This is a genomic window from Kitasatospora sp. NPDC004531 (genome assembly GCF_053602195.1).
This window is the reverse complement of record NZ_JBSGDD010000017.1, coordinates 25,851-42,115: the sequence shown is the minus strand read 5'-3', so window position 1 is coordinate 42,115 and position 16,265 is coordinate 25,851. Positions and strand designations below refer to the sequence as shown.

Here is a 16,265-nt window from a genome sequence, read left to right as displayed (position 1 = left end):
GAACGGCGCGACAAGCGCAAGGCCCGTCCGCAAGGTCGCGATTACGTGCAGGTCACTGTCGTGCGTCGCGATCTTGCGGACGGGGCGTCTTCCGCTTCGCGCAGTTCCTCGCGCCCCTGACGGTGTTCCTCGTCGTCGCGCGGGGCGCGTTTCGGCGGTATTCGACGTATCGGGCCGCGACGGTGGCCGGGGTGGTCACGAACAGTGTGTTCGGGGCCGTCCTGGCGTCGACGATGCTCGCGTTGTGGCATGCGCGGCCGGGGCTCGGCGGGTACGACGCGCGGCAGGCGGTGACGTACGTCTGGATCAGTCAGGCGTTGCTGATGACGGTCGCGGTGTGGGGCGGCGGGTTCCAGGACGATGTGCAGGCGCGGTTCCGGAGCGGGGACATCGCGATCGACCTGTACCGGCCGGTGGACTTCCAGGGGTGGTGGCTGGCGACGGACCTGGGGCGGGCGGGGTTCCAACTGCTGACCAGGGGCGCGGTGCCGCTCGTGCTGGGGTCGCTGATCTTCGAACTGGCGCTTCCCCGGGACCCGTTGGTGTGGGCGGAGTTCCTGCTGGCGGTGCTGCTGGCGGTGGTGGTGAGCTTCGGGGTGCGGTTCCTGGTCTCGGTGGCGGGGTTCTGGCTGCACGACTCGGAGGGGGTGCGGGCGGCGATGACGGTGCTGTCGATGTTCTTCTCCGGGATGCTGCTGCCGCTGGCCCTGTTCCCGGGCGCGCTCGGGGAGTTGGCCCGGGTGCTGCCGTTCTCGGCGATGGTGCAGCTGCCCGCCGACGTGCTGCTGCAACGGCGCACCGGGCACAGTCTGGTGACCCTGTACGCGTTCCAACTGGCCTGGTCGGTGGCCCTGTTGGGCTTGGGGCGAGTGGCGCAGGCGCTCGCCGTGCGCAAGGTGGTGGTGCAGGGTGGTTGAGCGCGAGTCGCTCGCCGCCCGGGCGGGCTGGGCGGTGCGGTCGTGGTGGCTGATCGCCGGGATGTGGGCCCGCTCGATGCTGACGTACCGGACGTCGTTCCTGCTGGGCCTGGCCGCGAACACGCTGATCACGTTCCTGGACTTCGCGGTGCTGATCCTGATGTTCCGGCACACCCGGCAGCTGGCCGGCTGGACGCTCGCCGAGACCGGGTTCCTGTACGGGACGAGTTCGGTGGCGCTCGGCGGGGCCAACCTGCTGGTCGGTTCGGTGAGCGGGCTGGGCGAGCGGGTGCGCTCCGGGGCGCTGGACACCATGCTGATCCGGCCCGCGCCCGCGCTGGCCCAACTCGCCGCGGAGCGCTTCTCGTTGCGCCGGCTGGGCCGACTGCTGCAAGGGCTGGCGGTGCTCGGCTGGTCGCTCACCGCGCTGGACCTGCGGTGGACCTGGGACCGGGTGCTGATGGTGCCCGGCCTGCTGCTGTGCGGGGTGGTGATCTTCTGCGCGGTCCTGGTCGGCTGCTCCTGCGTGCAGTTCTGGTGGGGCGACGCCGCCGAACTGCAGAACTCCGTCACCTACGGCGGCGCCACGCTGCTGCAGTACCCGCCGACGGTGTTCGCCAAGGAGATCGTCGCGGGCACTGTCTTCGGCGTGCCGCTGGCGTTCGTCAACTGGCTGCCCGCGCTGTACGTCCTGGGCCGGCCCGACCCGCTCGGGCTGCCCGTCGCGTTCGAGTTCGCTGCGCCGCTGGTGGCCGTGCTGTGCGTGCCGGCGGCGGGCCTGGCCTGGCGGACGGGACTGCGCGCCTACCGCTCCACCGGAAGCTGACAGAGGAGGGGACCGCATGGCGGTGATCGAGGTGGAGGACGTCCGGCGGACGTTCACCGTCCGTACCAGGAACGGCCGTTGGCGGCGGGAGAAGCGCGAGGTGCGGGCCGTCGATGGGCTCACCTTCCAGGTCGAGGAAGGGGAGTGCGTCGGCTGCATCGGGCCGAACGGCGCAGGCAAGTCGACGACGGTGAAGATGCTCACCGGCATCCTGGTGCCCAGCGGCGGACGGCTGCGGGTGGCCGGAGTGGACCCGGCGGCCAGGCGGACCGCGCTGGCCCGCCGGATCGGCGTGGTGTTCGGCCAGCGCACCACCCTGTGGTGGGACCTGCCGCTGCGCGACAGCTACGAACTGGCCCGCCGGATCTACCGCATCCCCGACGCCCGCTACCGGGCCAACCTCGACCGGTGCGTCCAACTCCTCGACCTGGCCGACCTGTTGGACACCCCCGTGCGGCAACTCTCGCTCGGCCAGCGGATGCGCGGCGACCTCGCCGCCGCCCTGCTGCACGACCCCGGCGTGCTGTACCTCGACGAGCCGACCATCGGACTCGACACGATCAGCAAGACCAAGGTCCGCGAGTTCCTCCGCGAAACCAACCGCGAACAGCGCACCACCGTGCTGCTCACCACCCACGACCTCACCGACATCGAGCAGCTGTGCGGCCGGGTGATGGTGATCGACCACGGCCGGCTGGTGCTGGACGGCCCGCTGGAGGACCTGCACGCCGCCGGCGAGAGCGAACGCACCCTGGTGGTCGACCTGGCCGCCCCGCACCCGCCGATCGACCTGCCCGGGGTCCGCACCGTCAAGGTCGAGGGCCCGCGGCAGTGGCTGGCGTTCCCGGCCCGGCAGAGCGCCGCCCCGCTGGTCGCCGCCGTCGCCGAACGCTACCCGCTGGTCGACCTGTCGGTGCGCGAACCCGCCATCGAGGACGTCATCGCCCGGATCTACACCCGCGGCGCCGCCGAACCGGCCCGCTGACCGGCTCACCCGATCGGGTGGGCGAGGTGACCGAACGGCCGGTACGGGAGTTGGCACTCTCGTGACCGAGCCCGAACCCGACGTCAGCGTGGTGATCGCCGTCCACGACACCATGCCCTACCTCACCGACTGCCTGAACTCGCTGGTCGAACAGACCATCGGGGCGGACCGGATGGAGGTGGTCGCCGTCGACGACGGGTCGAGCGACGGCAGCACCGAGGAACTCGCCCGGTTCGCCGCCGCCCACCCCCGGCTGCTTCGCACCGTGCGGCAGCCCGCGTCCGGCGGCCCCGCCAAGCCCACCAACCGCGGCACCGACCTGGCCCGCGGCCGCTACCTGCTGTACCTCGGCGCCGACGACTGGCTCGGCCGCGAGGCGCTGGAGCGGATGGTCGACGCCGCCGACCGCTGGCAGTCCGACGTGCTGATCCCCAAACTCGTCGGCGAGAACGGCCGGATCGTCCCGCAGGGCATCTTCGAGCGCACCGCCGAACACGTCGACTTCGCCGACTCCGCGCTCGCCTGGGCGCTCGCCGACACCAAGCTGTTCCGCCGCTCCCTGGTGCTCAGCCACGGACTGCGCCGCCGCGAGGACCTGCCGGTCTGCTCCGACCAGCCGTTCACCCTCGGCGCGCTGCTGGGCGCCCGCAAGGTGTCCGTGCTCGCCGACTACGACTACTACCACCTGGTGCTGCGCCAGGACCGCTCCAACGTCACCCACCGGGCCGGACCGATCGACCGGCTGCGCGCCATGGACGCCGTCCAGGACGTCCTGGAACGCAACACCCGGCCCGGGCCGGCCCGCGACGCCGTCCGGACCCGCTACTTCAGCTGGGACGTCCCGCAGCTGCTCCAGGAGCAGTTCCTCGCCGAACCGCCCGCCATGCAGCGGCGCATCCTCGGCGAGATCGGCCGGCTCATCGACCGGCACTGCCCGACCGCCGTGTTCGCCGCCGCCCCGGTGCCCGCCCGGCTGCGCCTCGCCCTCGCCCGGCGCGGCGAACTCGCCCCCCTGTGCGAACTGATCGACTGGGAACGGCAGCACGGCCCCGCCCCCCTCGAACGCCGCGGCGGCCGGCTGTACGCCCGCTACCCGCTCTACCGCGACCGGCGCCTCGGCCTGCCCGACACGCTGTTCGACGCCGGCCGCGCCCCCGGCCCCGCCGGCGGCTGGCGGCTGGTCCCCGCCCCGGTCCGCCGCGCGCTGCGCCGCACCCGGCAGACCTGGCACGGCCGGGACACCACCCGGCGGGCCGCCCGATGACCCGGCCGCCGGCGGACAGGAGGGACGACGCGGTGACGGAACTGCACGTCTGCGTGGTCGGACTGGGCAAGATCGGCCTGCCGCTGGCCGTCCAGTTCGCCACCAAGGGACACCGGGTCACCGGCGCCGACATCGCCCCCGGGGTGGTCGCCGCCGTCACCGCCGGACGGCCGCCGTTCCCCCGCGAGGCCCGCCTCGACGAGCTGCTCGCCGAGACCGTCGCCGCCGGCCGCCTGCACGCCACCACCGACACCGCCGCCGCCACCGCCCGGGCCGACGCCGTGGTGATCGTCGTACCGCTGCTCACCGACGCGGACGGGAACCCCGACTTCGCGCTGCTGGACGCCGCCACCGACGCCGTCGCCGCCGGACTGCGGCCCGGCACGCTGATCAGCTACGAGACCACGCTGCCGGTCGGCACCGTGCGCGGCCGGTTCGCCCGCCGCCTGGAGGCCGGCTCCGGGCTGACGGCCGGCCGGGACTTCGCGCTGGTGTTCAGCCCCGAACGGGTCCGCACCGGCCGGGTCTTCGCCGACCTGCGGCGCTACCCCAAGCTGGTCGGCGGCATCGACGCGGAGTCCACCCGGCGCGGCGTCGAGTTCTACCGGGCGGTGCTGGACTTCGACCCGCGCCCCGACCTGCCGCGCGGCAACGGCGTGTGGCCGCTCAGCGGCGCGGAGGCCGCCGAGTTCTCGAAGCTCGCCGAGACCACCTACCGGGACGTCAACATCGCGCTGGTCAACCAGTTCGCCCGGTTCGCCGACCGGGTGGGCGTCGACCTGGTCGAGGTGATCGACGCCTGCAACTCGCAGCCCTACAGCCACCTGCACCGCCCCGGCATCGCCGTCGGCGGGCACTGCATCCCGGTCTACCCGCGCCTGTACCTGTGGAACGACCCGGACGCGACCGTGGTGCGCACCGCCCGCGAGGCCAACGAGCAGGTCCCCGCGTACGCGGTCGGCCTGCTCGCCGGCGCGCTCGGCCCGCTGGACGGCGTCCCCGTCACCGTGCTCGGCGCGTCCTACCGGGGCGGCGTCAAGGAGACCGCCGTCTCCGGAGTGTTTCCGCTGGTCGCGGCGCTGCGCGCGGCCGGCGCCCGGGTCGGCGTCAGCGACCCGCTGTACACGCCGGAGGAACTCACCGCGCTCGGCCTGCCGCCCGACGACGGCAAGCCCGCCGCCGCGCTGGTCGTCCAGGCCGACCACCCCGAGTACCGCGAGCTCGGCGCCGTCGACTTCCCCGGCGTGCGGGTGCTGCTGGACGGCCGCCGGGTCACCGACCCGGCCCGCTGGGAGGGTGTGCGGCGGATCGTCCTCGGGGGAGGGAGCGCCCCGCAGTAGCGGCGGGACTTCGCGGGGCGGCGGTCGCTGCGTGCGGTCGGTGTGCCAGGCTGGCGGGGTGAGTGTGGACGAGACGGCAACCGGAGTCAGCTTCACCGCGGCCGACGAGGCCAAGCGGCACGGCGTACGGCGGATGAAGACCATCGCCACCGGCCTGTTCGGCCTGGCCACGGTCGTCTTCGGGCTCGCCACCTGGGCGGGCGCCGCCGGCGCCGGCAGCTGGGCCGGCTACGTGGCAGCCGCCGCCGAGGCGGGCATGGTCGGCGCGCTCGCCGACTGGTTCGCCGTCACCGCGCTGTTCCGCCGCCCGTTCGGGCTGCCGATCCCGCACACCGCGATCATCCCCACCAAGAAGGACGCCTTCGGACGCTCGCTCGGCGACTTCGTCGGCGACAACTTCCTCTCCGCGAAGGTGGTCCGGGCCCGGCTCGGCAAGATCGGCGTCGCCCGGCGGCTCGGCGAGTGGCTGTCCGCGCCCGGCAGCGCCGAACGCGTCACCCACGAAGCCGCCGCCGCGCTGCGCGGCGTCCTCGCGGTGCTGCGCGACGAGGACGTGCAGGCCGTCGTCGCCGAGGCGATCACCCGGCGGGCCGCCGCCACCTCCGTCGCCGAACCCGCCGGCCGGCTGCTCGGCAGGATCGTCACCGACGGCGGCCACAAGGGCGTCGTCGACCTGATCGCCGTCCGCGCCCGCGACTGGCTGGTCGAGCACCACGTCGACGTGGTCGGCCGGGTCACCGCCAAGACGCCCGGCTGGACGCCCCGGTTCATCGACCACCAGGTCGGCGAACGGGTCTACAAGGAGCTGCTGCGCTTCGTCACCGACGTCCGCGACGACCCCGAGCACCCCGCGCGCGGCGCCCTCGACAACTTCCTCGCCGACTTCGCCAAGGAACTCCAGCACGACCCCGAGACCATCGCCCGGGTCGAACGCGCCAAGTCCGACCTGCTCGCCCGCTCCGAGGTCCAGGACCTGATCGCCTCCTCCTGGTCGGCCGTGCGCACCCTGGTGCTGAACGCCGCCGAGGACCAGGACAGCGAACTGCGCCGCCGCATCACCGACGGCCTGCGCTCGCTCGGCAGCCGCCTCGCCGGTGACGCCAAGCTCCAGGCCAAGACCGACGGCTGGCTGCTCGACGCCGCCGAGTACGTGGTCTCCACCTACCGGCAGGAGATCACCTCGCTGATCTCCGACACCGTGGCCGGCTGGGACGCGGACGACGCCTCCCGCAAGATCGAGGCCAACGTCGGCCGCGACCTGCAGTTCATCCGGATCAACGGCACCGTGGTCGGCGCGCTGGCCGGCCTGCTCATCCACACCGTCAGTACGGCGCTGGGTGGTTGACGAACCGTCGGCCCGCACCCCGGTGGGCCGGTGTCCGGGCCTGCCGGTAGGGTGATCGACCGATCGGCGCGGCCAGGGGGGTCGAGGCCTTGTATTCCATGGGGGAGTTGACCGTGAAGACGGTTCACGCACGCACGCTCGGACTGCGCATCGCCGCCCTGGCGGCGGCCGGCCTGGTCCTGACCGCCTGCAACGAGGACGACGTGGCCACGGGGGCCGCCGGCCAGACCACGCCGAGCGCGGTGGCCTCGGCCCCGGCCTCGGCGAAGGCCAGCGGCAAGGCGAAGGAGCCGGCCAAGCCCAGCACCCGGCCGAGCAGCACCGCGGCCGGCGGCGACGCGGCGGCCGCGCAGAAGAAGACGGACCGGATCGCGCTGACCGCCGAGGAGTGGGACAACGCCTTCGTCTCCAACGGCGACGACGGCACCGGCCTGGGCGACTGGGTCCTCGACAAGTCCTGCAAGGGCAAGAGCGTGGACAGCGCCGTCAAGGGCCTGGTCGCCACCACCTACCGGTACGTGCGCCAGGACCACGAGAAGGACAGCACCATGGCGAACACCGTGGCGAGCCAGTTCACCACCGCCGACGCGGCCGCCAAGTACATCGCCGAGCTCCGCGACAACACCAAGCGCTGCGAGAACTACACCGACACCGACAACAACGACGACTTCCAGAGCGTGCACGACATCGAGTCGCCGAAGGTGACCGGTGCCGACGAGGTGTACTCCGAGGAGGGCCTCGCCGTGTACGTCACCACCGACGGCGGCAAGACCGATCCGCGCCCGTTCTCCTACGTCGTCGCCCGCAAGGGCTCGACCATGGTGTCGGTGTTCGTCGACGTCGACCCCGAGCGCCAGGTCTTCGAAGGCCGGGGGCAGGCCCGCGAGGCGCTGAAGAAGCTCACCGCCAAGTGGTGACCCCGTCCCGCCGCGCGTCGCGGCGGGTTAGCATGCGAGGTCTGTCCGGGTCCGGGTGAGTAGACGGGAGCGTGCCGTGGCCGAGGGTGTCCAGGGGATCGAGGCGTTCATCGCCGGAATGCCGAAGGCGGAGCTGCACGTGCACCACGTCGGCTCGGCCTCGCCGCGCGTCGTCGCCGAGCTCGCCGCCCGGCACGCCGGCCGCACCAAGGTCCCGGCGGACCCGCAGGCGCTCGCCGAGTACTTCACGTTCACCGACTTCGCGCACTTCATCGAGGTGTACCTGAGCGTCGTCGACCTGATCCGCGACGCCGAGGACGTGCGCTCGCTCACCTACGGCGTCGCCGAGGACATGGCCCGGCAGAACATCCGCTACGCCGAGCTCACCGTCACCCCGTACTCCTCGGTCAGCCGGGGCATCCCCGACGTCGCCTTCATGGAGGCGATCGAGGACGCCCGGCTGGCCGCCGAGCGGGAGCTCGGCGTCGTGCTGCGCTGGTGCTTCGACATCCCCGGCGAGGCCGGCCTGGCCTCCGCCGAGGAGACCGCCCGGCTCGCGCTCGACCTGGCGCCCGCCGGGCTGGTCTCGTTCGGCCTGGGCGGGCCCGAGATCGGTGTGCCGCGCCCGCAGTTCAAGCCGTACTTCGACCGGGCCCGGGCGGCCGGCCTGCACAGCGTGCCGCACGCCGGCGAGTCCACCGGGCCGGAGACGGTCTGGGACGCGATCCGGGTGCTCGGCGCGGAACGCATCGGCCACGGCACCCAGTCGGTCAAGGACCCGGCGCTGGTCGACCACCTCGGCGAGCACCGCATCCCGCTGGAGGTCTGCCCGACCTCCAACCTGGCCACCCGCGTCGTCGAGCGGATCGAGGACCACCCGATCCGGCAGATGGTCGACGCCGGCCTGCTGGTCACCGTCAACAGCGACGACCCGCCGATGTTCGGCACCGACCTGAACACCGAGTACGCCGTCGCCGCGAAGCTGCTCGGCCTGGACACCGCCGGAATCGCCGCACTCGCCCGCAACGCGGTGGAGGCCTCCTTCCTGGACCCGGCCGGCAAGCGCCGCCTGACCGGCGAGATCGACGGCTACCTGGCGGCCTGGCCCACCGCCTGACCGGCCGCGAACGCGCGACGGCGGGACGCCCGGAGGAGTCGGGCGTCCCGCCGTCGCGCGTCCTGGGCCGCGGGGATCAGGGGAGGCGGACGACGTTCGCGGTGGCGGCGGAGGCGCGGGCGGCCTCCAGCACGGTGAGGGTGGCGACGGCGTCCCACGGGTCGACGGGGGGCGGGGTGCGGTCGGCGAGGGAGGCGGCGATGCCCGCGTAGAAGGCGGGGTAGTCGCCGGGGGCGGTGGGGAAGGACTCGGCGTCGCCGTCGGCGCCGAGCAGGCCGTACGCGGCGGGGTCGTCGTCACCCCAGTGGCTGTCCGGCCCGGGGCGGCGGCCGGCGCGGAGGGCGGCCTCCTGCGGGTCCATGCCGAACTTGACGTAGCCGGCGCTGTCGCCGAGCACCCGCAGGCGCGGGCCGGCGAGCGGGGCGAGGGCGCTGGTCCACAGCTGGGAGCGGACGCCGCCGGTGTGGGTGAGGGCGAGGAAGGCGTCGTCGTCGACCACCGCGCCGTCCCGGCGGACGTCGACCTCCGCGTACACCGTCTCGACCGGCCCGAACAGCGCGAGGGCCTGGTCGACGAGGTGGCTGCCCAGGTCATAGAGGGTGCCGCCGACCTCGGCCGGGTCGGCGAGCTCGCGCCAGCCGGGCTTGGGCTTGGGGCGGAAGCGCTCGAAGCGGGACTCGAAGCGGTGCACCCGGCCGAGGCGGCCGTCCTCGATCAGGCGGCGCACGGTGAGGAAGTCGCCGTCCCAGCGGCGGTTCTGGAAGACCGACAGCAGCAGGCCGGACTTCTCGGCGAACTCGCACAGGTCGCGGGCCTCGGCGCTGGTCGCGGCGAGCGGCTTGTCGACCACGGTGGCCAGACCGGCCAGCAGGGCGGTGCGGGCGAGCGGCACGTGGGTGCGGTTGGGGGAGGCGATGACCACCAGGTCGTAGCGGTCGGCGTCCTCGAAGAGCTGGTCGGGGGTGTCCAGGGCGCGGGCGCCGGGGTGCTCGCGGTTCAACTGGGCGCGGCGTTCGGGGTTGGCGGTGACCACCGCGTCCAGGCGCAGTCCGGGGGTGGTGGCGATCAGCGGGGCGTGGAAGGCCGAGCCGGCCAGGCCGTAGCCGATCAGGCCGACGCGGAAGGGGGCAGGGGGCGTGCTCATGACCCCCACTCAACCATCCCCGTCCCCGCGGGCGACGGACGCCACCCGGTCCGTCCGCGCAGGTCGGGACGGTCCGGCGGGCCCGGCGCAGTGGCGGCGCGCGCTGGCGGCGGCCGCGCCGGCGAGCAGCAGCGCCGAGCCGAGCGACAGCAGCACGCCGTGCGCGGTGCCCCCGCGCGCGACGGCGGCGACGGCGCCGGGCTCGGCGGTGGCGCCGGCGAGCAGGGCGGCGGCGGACAGCAGGACGGCGGTGCGGCGGACGGCGGCCACGGGCCGGGCTCCTTGCGTCGTGCGGCGGGTGTCGTCCGGGACGCTAGTCCTTTGCCGCAAGGAAGTTGACGGCTCGTCAGGTCGGTTAGGCGCGGCTTAAGGCGGCCTTGAGGCGGCCCCCGCCCGGTGCGACGGGGCGGGGTCGGGCGGTCACGCGCCGTCGTCCGTCCGGTCAGGCGTTCCTGTGGCGGGCGTAGTGGCGCTGCGCCTTCGCGCGGTTTCCGCAGCCGGCCATCGAGCACCAGCGCCGGGTGCCGTTCTTGGACACGTCGTAGAAGTGCAGGACGCACTCCGGGTTCCCGCACGCCCGCACCCGCTCGGGGCGGTCGCCGAGCAGCCGCAGGTAGCTGACGGCGGCGTGCCAGGCGGGCAGCCAGGAGTGCTCGTCCACCTCGACGTAGCTGTCCGGCCCGGTGGGGCGCAGCAGGTGGCCCGTCCGGCCGTGCGCCAGAACGGAGTTGAGGGCGTCGACGGCGGCCGGCCCCGGCTGCTGGGGGTCGGCGACCATCCCGTCGAGGGCGGCGCGCGCCCGGAGCAGCCGGTCGAGGGTGTCCCGGTCGGCCCGGACGGGTGCGCCGGCGAGGGCCTCGGCCACCAGCGGGCTGTGCAGCCAGGTCGCCAGGCCGTCGAGGGAGTCCAGCAGGTCGTGGCGGCCGGCGGCGTCGATCCAGCGGGTGTTGAGCAGGTCGATGCCGAGGGGTTCGTCGGTCAGCGGACGGGGGTCGGTGCCCGGGGTCGGCTCCACGGTGCGGGGTCCTTCCTTCGTGGTCACGGCAGGTTCACCCCACCACCATAACCGGTCAAGTGCCTGTGAGTGGTTGACGGCCTTCGGATCTAACCCCTAAAGTCAGTTTCAACGGTTGCGGGACGGGCTCGCGGCCGACGAGCGAAGGCATGTGATCCCCCATGGCCAAGGCCAAGACCCTGAAGACCGGCCACGTCGGGCTGAACGTCACCGACCTGGACCGCTCGACCGCCTTCTACCGCGCGGTCTTCGACTTCGACGTCCTCGCCGAGGGCAAGGAGGACGGCCGCCGCTGGGCGTTCCTCGGCCGCGACGGCCAACTGCTCGTGACGCTGTGGCAGCAGAGCGAGGGCGCCTTCGCCACCGACCGGCCGGGCCTGCACCACCTGTCGTTCCAGGTGGAGACGGTCGAGGAGGTCCGGGCCGCCGAGGAGGTGCTGCGCGGCCTGGGCGCCGGGTTCGCGCACGACGGCGTCGTCCCGCACGGCGAGAGCGGCACCTCCGGCGGCATCTTCTTCACCGACCCCGACGGCATCCGGCTGGAGATCTACGCCCCCACCGGCGCCGACCCGGCCGACGCCCCCACCCCCGGCGCCCCCACCTGCGGCTTCTTCTAGGCCTGGGACCCGAATGCTCGGAGAGGACACGTCATGGCCACGTACCACAGCGGTGAGATCGCGGTGCAGGAGCGCGCCGGCCTCGGCCGGGAGGCGGGCCACTCGCGCGGCGCGATCGGCGACACCGTGCCGCCGGTCGCGCGGGACTTCCTCGCCGAGCAGCCGATGATCGTGGTCGGCGGCGCCGACGCCGCCGGCCGGATCTGGGCCACCCAGCTGACCGGCGACCCCGGCTTCCTCCGGGTGCCCGACCCCCGCACCGTCCTGATCGACGCGCTGCCGCTGCCCGAGGACCCGCTGGCCGACGTGCTGGCCGGCGGCGGCCCGCCCGCCCAGGTCGGGATGATCGCCATCGAACCCGCCAGCCGGCGCCGGATGCGGATCAACGGCCGGGCCCGCCGGGACGGCGACGGCCTGCGCGTCGAACTCGACCAGGTCATCGCCAACTGCCCCAAGTACCTCCAGAAACGCGACTACCACCGGGTCGGCCCGGGCGAGGCCGGGGTCCGCACCGCCACCGACGGCACCGCGCTCACCCCGGCCCAGCAGCGGGCCGTCCGCGCCGCGGACACCTTCTTCGTCGCCACCGCCTCCGACCGCGGCGACGCCGACGCCTCCCACCGCGGCGGCAACCCCGGCTTCGTCCAGGTGCTCTCGCCGACGCTGCTGCGCTGGCCCGACTACGTCGGCAACGCGATGTTCCTGACCCTGGGAAACCTGCTGGTCAACGCCTCGGCGGGCCTGCTGGTGCCGGACTGGGCCACCGGCGCGACGCTCCACCTGTCCGGCACCGCGCGCACCGTGTGGGACGCCGAGGAGATCGCCCGGGTGCCCGGGGCGCAGCGCCTGGTCGAGTTCTCCGTCGAAGCCGTCCGGGAGATCACCGCGGCCTCGCCGCTGCGCTGGAGCAGCCCCGCCTACTCGCGCTTCAACCCCCCGACCACCGACCGGCCCTGAGGAGCACCCCATGCGGATCACCGTCGACATGAACCTCTGCGAAAGCCACGGGCAGTGCGTCTTCGCCGCGCCGGAGATCTTCTCCTTCGACGAGGACGACTACCTCCAGTACCGGGCCACCGTGCCCGACACCCTGCGCGACAAGGCCGAGCAGGCCGCGGCCGCCTGCCCCGTCCGCGCCATCCTGCTCACCCCGGACGCGCCGTGAGCACCGAACGCCGACTGCTGGTCGTGGGAGCCTCGTTGGCCGGCCTGCGGGCCGCCCGCACGCTGCGCGAACGGGGCTTCACCGGCCCCCTGACCATCGTCGGCGACGAGGCGCGCCGGCCCTACGACCGGCCGCCGCTGTCGAAGCGGGTGCTGACCGCCCCCGACGCGCCGCCCGACGTCGAACTCCCGCTGCCGGACGGCCTGGACGCCGACTGGCGGCTCGGGCGGGCCGCCGTCCGGCTGGACGCCGCCGCCCGCACCGTCACCCTCGCCGACGGCGCCCGGCTCCGGTACGACGGGCTGATCCTCGCCACCGGCTCCACCGCCCGCGCCTGGCCCGCCGACCGGCCCCCGCCGCCCGCCGGGGTGACCACCCTGCGCACCCTGGACGACGCGCTCGCGCTGCGCGCCGAACTGCGGCCCGGACGGCGGCTGGTCGTCGTCGGCGCGGGCTTCCTCGGCGGCGAGACGGCCGCCGCGGCCCGGGAGCGCGGGCTCGACGTCACCCTGGTCGAAGCCGCCGCCCAGCCCCTGCGGCGCGCCGTCGGCGCGGTCGCCGGCGGCTTCCTCGCCGCCCTGCACCGCGCGGCGGGCATCGATCTGCGCACCGGCACTACCGTCCTCGGCTTCGCCGCCGGCGCCGACGGCCGGCTCACCGGCGTCCGCCTCTCCGACGGCAGCACCGTCCGCGCCGACCTGGCGGTGCTGGCGCTCGGCGGCCTGCCCGCGACGGACTGGCTGGCCGGCTCCGGCCTCGCCCACCGCGGCGGCGTCCACTGCGACCCGTACCTGCGGGCGCTGCGCGCCGACGGCACGGTGCTGCCGGACGTGGTCGCGGCCGGCGACGTCGCGCGGGTGCCGCAGCCGCTGGCCGACGGCGAACCGATGGCGCTCGGCCACTGGACCAACGCCGCCGACCAGGGCGAGGCCGCCGCCGCCACCCTGCTCGCCGGGCCGGTGCGGCCGTTCGCGGCGGTGCCGTCCTTCTGGTCGGACCTGCACGGCGCCCGGATCCGCTCGGTGGGCCTGCCGTCCGTCGCCGACGAGGCCCGCGTGGTCGAACACGACCTGGCGGGACGCAAGTTGGAGATCTCCTACCACCGGGCGGGCCGTCCGGTGGGTGCGCTCACCATCGGACGGACGGGCCGGCTCGCCGGGTACCGCGCCGCCCTGGCGGAGCGGTCGGCCCCGGTCGGCCGCCCCGCCTGAACTCCCGGGCGGGGCGGCCCACTCGGTCAGATCAGCTCGACCAGGTCCGCGATGGAGTCCACCACCCGGGTCGGGCGGTACGGGAAGCGGTCCACCTCGGAGGCCTGGGTGAGGCCGGTCAGCACCAGGAAGGTCGACATGCCGGCCTCCATGCCGGACACGATGTCGGTGTCCATCCGGTCGCCGATCATCGCGCTGTTCTCCGAGTGCGCGCCGATCGCGTTCAGACCGGCCCGCATCATCAGCGGGTTCGGCTTGCCGACGAAGTACGGCTCCACCCCCGTCGCCTTGGTGATCAGCGCCGCGACCGCACCGGTCGCCGGCAGCGCGCCCTCCGCCGACGGGCCGGTCTCGTCCGGGTTGGTCGCGATGAACCGGGCGCCCGCGTCGATCAGCCGGACCGCCTTCGTCATCGCCTCGAACGAGTAGGTGCGGGTCTCGCCCAGCACCACGAAGTCCGGGTCGGTGTCGGTCAGCACGTAGCCGACGTCGTGCAGCGCCGTGGTCAGACCCGCCTCGCCGATCACGTACGCGGTGCCGTTCGGACGCTGGTCCGACAGGAACTTCGCGGTCGCCAGCGCCGACGTCCAGATGTGCTCGGCCGGGACGTCCAGACCCATCCGGGACAGCCGCGCGTGCAGGTCGCGCTGGGTGTAGATCGAGTTGTTGGTGAGCACCAGGAACGGCTTGCCGGACTCCCGCAGCCGCTTGATGAAGGCGTCGGCCCCCGGGATCGGCACGCCCTCGTGGATGAGGACTCCGTCCATGTCGGTCAGCCAGGTCTCGATGGGCTTGCGGTCTGCCACGGTGGGTCTCTCCTCGGTCTTGCGACGGTCGAACGATCAATGTGCATCGCTCCGACCGGACACCGCTGGCCGGCCGGGCGCCACTGGCTGCCCCAACGCCGCTCAGCCTAGTGCGCCCCACCGGCCGCCCATCGGGGCGGCCGGGCCCTGCGGCCTCAGCCCGCGTACGGGTTGCCACCGCCGGGCGGCTGCTGGCCGTACGGGGGCTGCTGACCGTAGGGCGGTTGCTGGCCGTACGGCTGCTGCCCGTACGGGGGTTGGGGCGCCTGGCCGTACGGCGGCGGCTGCTGACCGGGGAACGGCGCCTGCGGCGGCACGGGGGCGGCGGCCGGGCGGCGGTTGCGCTGGGCGATCACCACCACCACGATCACCAGCACCACGACGGCTGCCCCGGCGCCGATCAGCAGCGGCACGGTGTTCGACTTCGAGGACGTGTCGGCGCTCGCCGACGGCTGCGACGCCGCCCCGTCCTGGTCCGGCGTGGCACCGGCCGGCGCGCTCGCCGAACCGCTGGGCTTCGCCGCGCCGGTGGACTTCTGCGGCTCGGGCGAGGACTTCGCGGCCGTGGGCAGCGGGCTCACGTCGGGCGCGCCCGGGTCACCGGGGTCGGTGAGGGCGACGCGCGGGCGGACGATGCCGTAGCCGAGGTAGTCGCTGCGTTCCTTGGGGTTGCTGGCGGTGTTGATCAGGACGCGGAGGACCTGGTTGGCGGTCCAGTCGGGGTGCTTGGACCAGATCAGCGCGGCGGAGGCGGAGGTCAGGGCGGTGGCACCGGAGGTACCGGTGCCCTTGCAGTAGCCGGACGGGCCGGTGCACGCGCCGTAGATGTCCACGCCCGGCGCGGCGAGGGTCACCTGCGGGCCGTACTCCGACACTGCCGCGACCTTCCCGTCCTGGTCGGTCGCGCCCACGCCGATCACGCCGCTCATCGCGGCGGGGTACTCCACGTGGTTGTCGGTGTTGCCGGAGTTGCCGGTCGCGGCGAACAGCAGGACTCCCCGGGAAGTCGCGTGATCAACAGCAGCCTTGAGCTTGGCGATGTCGGTGGGCTGCAGCGAGATCTCGGCGACGCCGAGCGACATGTTGACGATCTTCGCGTGGTGATCGACGGCGTACGTGATGCCTCGGGCGATCTCGTCGACGAATGCGCTGTCGTGGGCTCCGCCGGTCGTCATGTCGATCTTGATCGGGAGGATCTTCGCTCCGGGTGCGAGGCCGTACGCGCCCTTGCCGCCCAGGCCCTTGCCGGTGCCGGCGATCAGGCTGGACATCTCCGTCCCGTGGCCGTCGCTGGGAGAGAGCTCACTGCCGGACTGCGTGCTCAGGTTCGTACCGGCCACCAACTGCCCGGCCAGGTCGGGTGCGTCGCCCTTCACTCCGGAGTCGATCACGGCCACGGTGATGCCGGACCCGGTGCTGGTCCGCCACATCTCGTCGGCGTGCATCGCGTCCAGGTGCCACTGCTGTTCGCGGATCGAGTCCGCCGCGAGCGCGGGTCCCGCCGTCCACCCCCACAGGACGCCGGCGACCGCCGCCGCTGCGGCGAACCGCTGCCCCCGTCCCGCCCCGCCCGTTCGCCGCATCCCCTGCTCCTTC

At 74.0% G+C, this 16,265-nt stretch carries 17 protein-coding genes; 12 read left to right on the top strand and 5 right to left on the bottom strand.

The genetic code is table 11. The annotated features are described in order from the left end of the window. Positions 1–116: 116 nt before the first annotated feature. The 8 genes from ACWEMJ_RS10480 to ACWEMJ_RS10445 all read left to right on the top strand — a co-directional run bounded on the left by ACWEMJ_RS10480 (position 117) and on the right by ACWEMJ_RS10445 (position 8,711). Positions 117–917 carry an ABC transporter permease gene (locus tag ACWEMJ_RS10480; RefSeq protein ID WP_452136642.1) on the top strand — a complete coding sequence of 267 codons (801 nt, stop codon included), beginning with the start codon at positions 117–119 and terminating at the stop codon, positions 915–917. Continuing rightward, positions 910–1,743 (top strand): ABC transporter permease, encoded by an 834-nt coding sequence (locus ACWEMJ_RS10475; RefSeq protein WP_452136593.1) that lies wholly within the window; start codon positions 910–912, stop codon positions 1,741–1,743. The genes ACWEMJ_RS10480 and ACWEMJ_RS10475 overlap by 8 nt, the downstream gene beginning before the upstream one ends. A gap of 16 nt (positions 1,744–1,759) precedes the next feature. After that, on the top strand, positions 1,760–2,728 hold the full coding sequence (locus tag ACWEMJ_RS10470) for an ABC transporter ATP-binding protein (protein WP_452136592.1): 969 nt from the start codon (positions 1,760–1,762) through the stop codon (positions 2,726–2,728). A 61-nt stretch (positions 2,729–2,789) separates the two neighbouring features. Next, positions 2,790–3,992 (top strand): glycosyltransferase family 2 protein, encoded by a 1,203-nt coding sequence (locus tag ACWEMJ_RS10465; protein WP_452136591.1) that lies wholly within the window; start codon positions 2,790–2,792, stop codon positions 3,990–3,992. Positions 3,993–4,033: 41 nt separating this feature from the next. Further along, entirely contained in the window at positions 4,034–5,332 is a 1,299-nt protein-coding gene (locus ACWEMJ_RS10460; RefSeq protein WP_452136641.1) for a nucleotide sugar dehydrogenase, read from the top strand. Between the two features lie 64 nt (positions 5,333–5,396). Continuing rightward, positions 5,397–6,677 carry a DUF445 domain-containing protein gene (locus ACWEMJ_RS10455; protein ID WP_452136640.1) on the top strand — a complete coding sequence of 427 codons (1,281 nt, stop codon included), beginning with the start codon at positions 5,397–5,399 and terminating at the stop codon, positions 6,675–6,677. A gap of 113 nt (positions 6,678–6,790) precedes the next feature. Further along, positions 6,791–7,594, top strand: coding sequence for a hypothetical protein (locus tag ACWEMJ_RS10450; RefSeq protein WP_452136590.1), 804 nt, complete (start codon positions 6,791–6,793; stop codon positions 7,592–7,594). A gap of 76 nt (positions 7,595–7,670) precedes the next feature. Continuing rightward, positions 7,671–8,711 (top strand): adenosine deaminase, encoded by a 1,041-nt coding sequence (locus tag ACWEMJ_RS10445; RefSeq protein ID WP_452136589.1) that lies wholly within the window; start codon positions 7,671–7,673, stop codon positions 8,709–8,711. A gap of 76 nt (positions 8,712–8,787) precedes the next feature. Here ACWEMJ_RS10445 and ACWEMJ_RS10440 read toward each other — a convergent pair whose 3' ends face one another. From ACWEMJ_RS10440 to ACWEMJ_RS10430, 3 genes are all read right to left on the bottom strand, one after another. Beyond that, positions 8,788–9,855, bottom strand: coding sequence for a Gfo/Idh/MocA family protein (locus tag ACWEMJ_RS10440; protein WP_452136588.1), 1,068 nt, complete (start codon positions 9,853–9,855; stop codon positions 8,788–8,790). Between the two features lie 9 nt (positions 9,856–9,864). Beyond that, positions 9,865–10,125, bottom strand: coding sequence for a hypothetical protein (locus ACWEMJ_RS10435; protein WP_452136587.1), 261 nt, complete (start codon positions 10,123–10,125; stop codon positions 9,865–9,867). Positions 10,126–10,297: 172 nt separating this feature from the next. Next, positions 10,298–10,870, bottom strand: a complete 573-nt coding sequence (locus ACWEMJ_RS10430) for a CGNR zinc finger domain-containing protein (RefSeq protein ID WP_452136586.1) — start codon at positions 10,868–10,870, stop codon at positions 10,298–10,300. A gap of 161 nt (positions 10,871–11,031) precedes the next feature. On the opposite strand from ACWEMJ_RS10430, the gene ACWEMJ_RS10425 reads away from it, so the two are divergent. Genes ACWEMJ_RS10425 through ACWEMJ_RS10410 form a run of 4 tightly spaced genes read left to right on the top strand, consistent with a single transcriptional unit; the run spans position 11,032 to position 13,863 of the window. Continuing rightward, positions 11,032–11,487, top strand: coding sequence for a VOC family protein (locus ACWEMJ_RS10425; RefSeq protein ID WP_452136585.1), 456 nt, complete (start codon positions 11,032–11,034; stop codon positions 11,485–11,487). A gap of 33 nt (positions 11,488–11,520) precedes the next feature. Next, positions 11,521–12,444 carry a pyridoxamine 5'-phosphate oxidase family protein gene (locus ACWEMJ_RS10420; protein ID WP_452136584.1) on the top strand — a complete coding sequence of 308 codons (924 nt, stop codon included), beginning with the start codon at positions 11,521–11,523 and terminating at the stop codon, positions 12,442–12,444. A gap of 10 nt (positions 12,445–12,454) precedes the next feature. Beyond that, positions 12,455–12,652: a ferredoxin gene (locus tag ACWEMJ_RS10415; RefSeq protein ID WP_452136583.1), complete on the top strand. Its 198-nt coding sequence runs from the start codon at positions 12,455–12,457 to the stop codon at positions 12,650–12,652. Then, positions 12,649–13,863 (top strand): NAD(P)/FAD-dependent oxidoreductase, encoded by a 1,215-nt coding sequence (locus ACWEMJ_RS10410; RefSeq protein ID WP_452136582.1) that lies wholly within the window; start codon positions 12,649–12,651, stop codon positions 13,861–13,863. Before ACWEMJ_RS10415 ends, ACWEMJ_RS10410 begins: the two co-directional genes overlap by 4 nt. 26 nt (positions 13,864–13,889) lie before the next feature. Here the strand turns inward: ACWEMJ_RS10410 and ACWEMJ_RS10405 are convergent, their stop codons facing one another. Together ACWEMJ_RS10405 and mycP are read right to left on the bottom strand one after the other, a co-directional pair. Further along, entirely contained in the window at positions 13,890–14,669 is a 780-nt protein-coding gene (locus tag ACWEMJ_RS10405) for an HAD-IIA family hydrolase (RefSeq protein ID WP_452136581.1), read from the bottom strand. 155 nt (positions 14,670–14,824) lie between these two features. After that, positions 14,825–16,252: a type VII secretion-associated serine protease mycosin gene (gene mycP / locus ACWEMJ_RS10400; protein ID WP_452136580.1), complete on the bottom strand. Its 1,428-nt coding sequence runs from the start codon at positions 16,250–16,252 to the stop codon at positions 14,825–14,827. Positions 16,253–16,265: the final 13 nt, after the last annotated feature.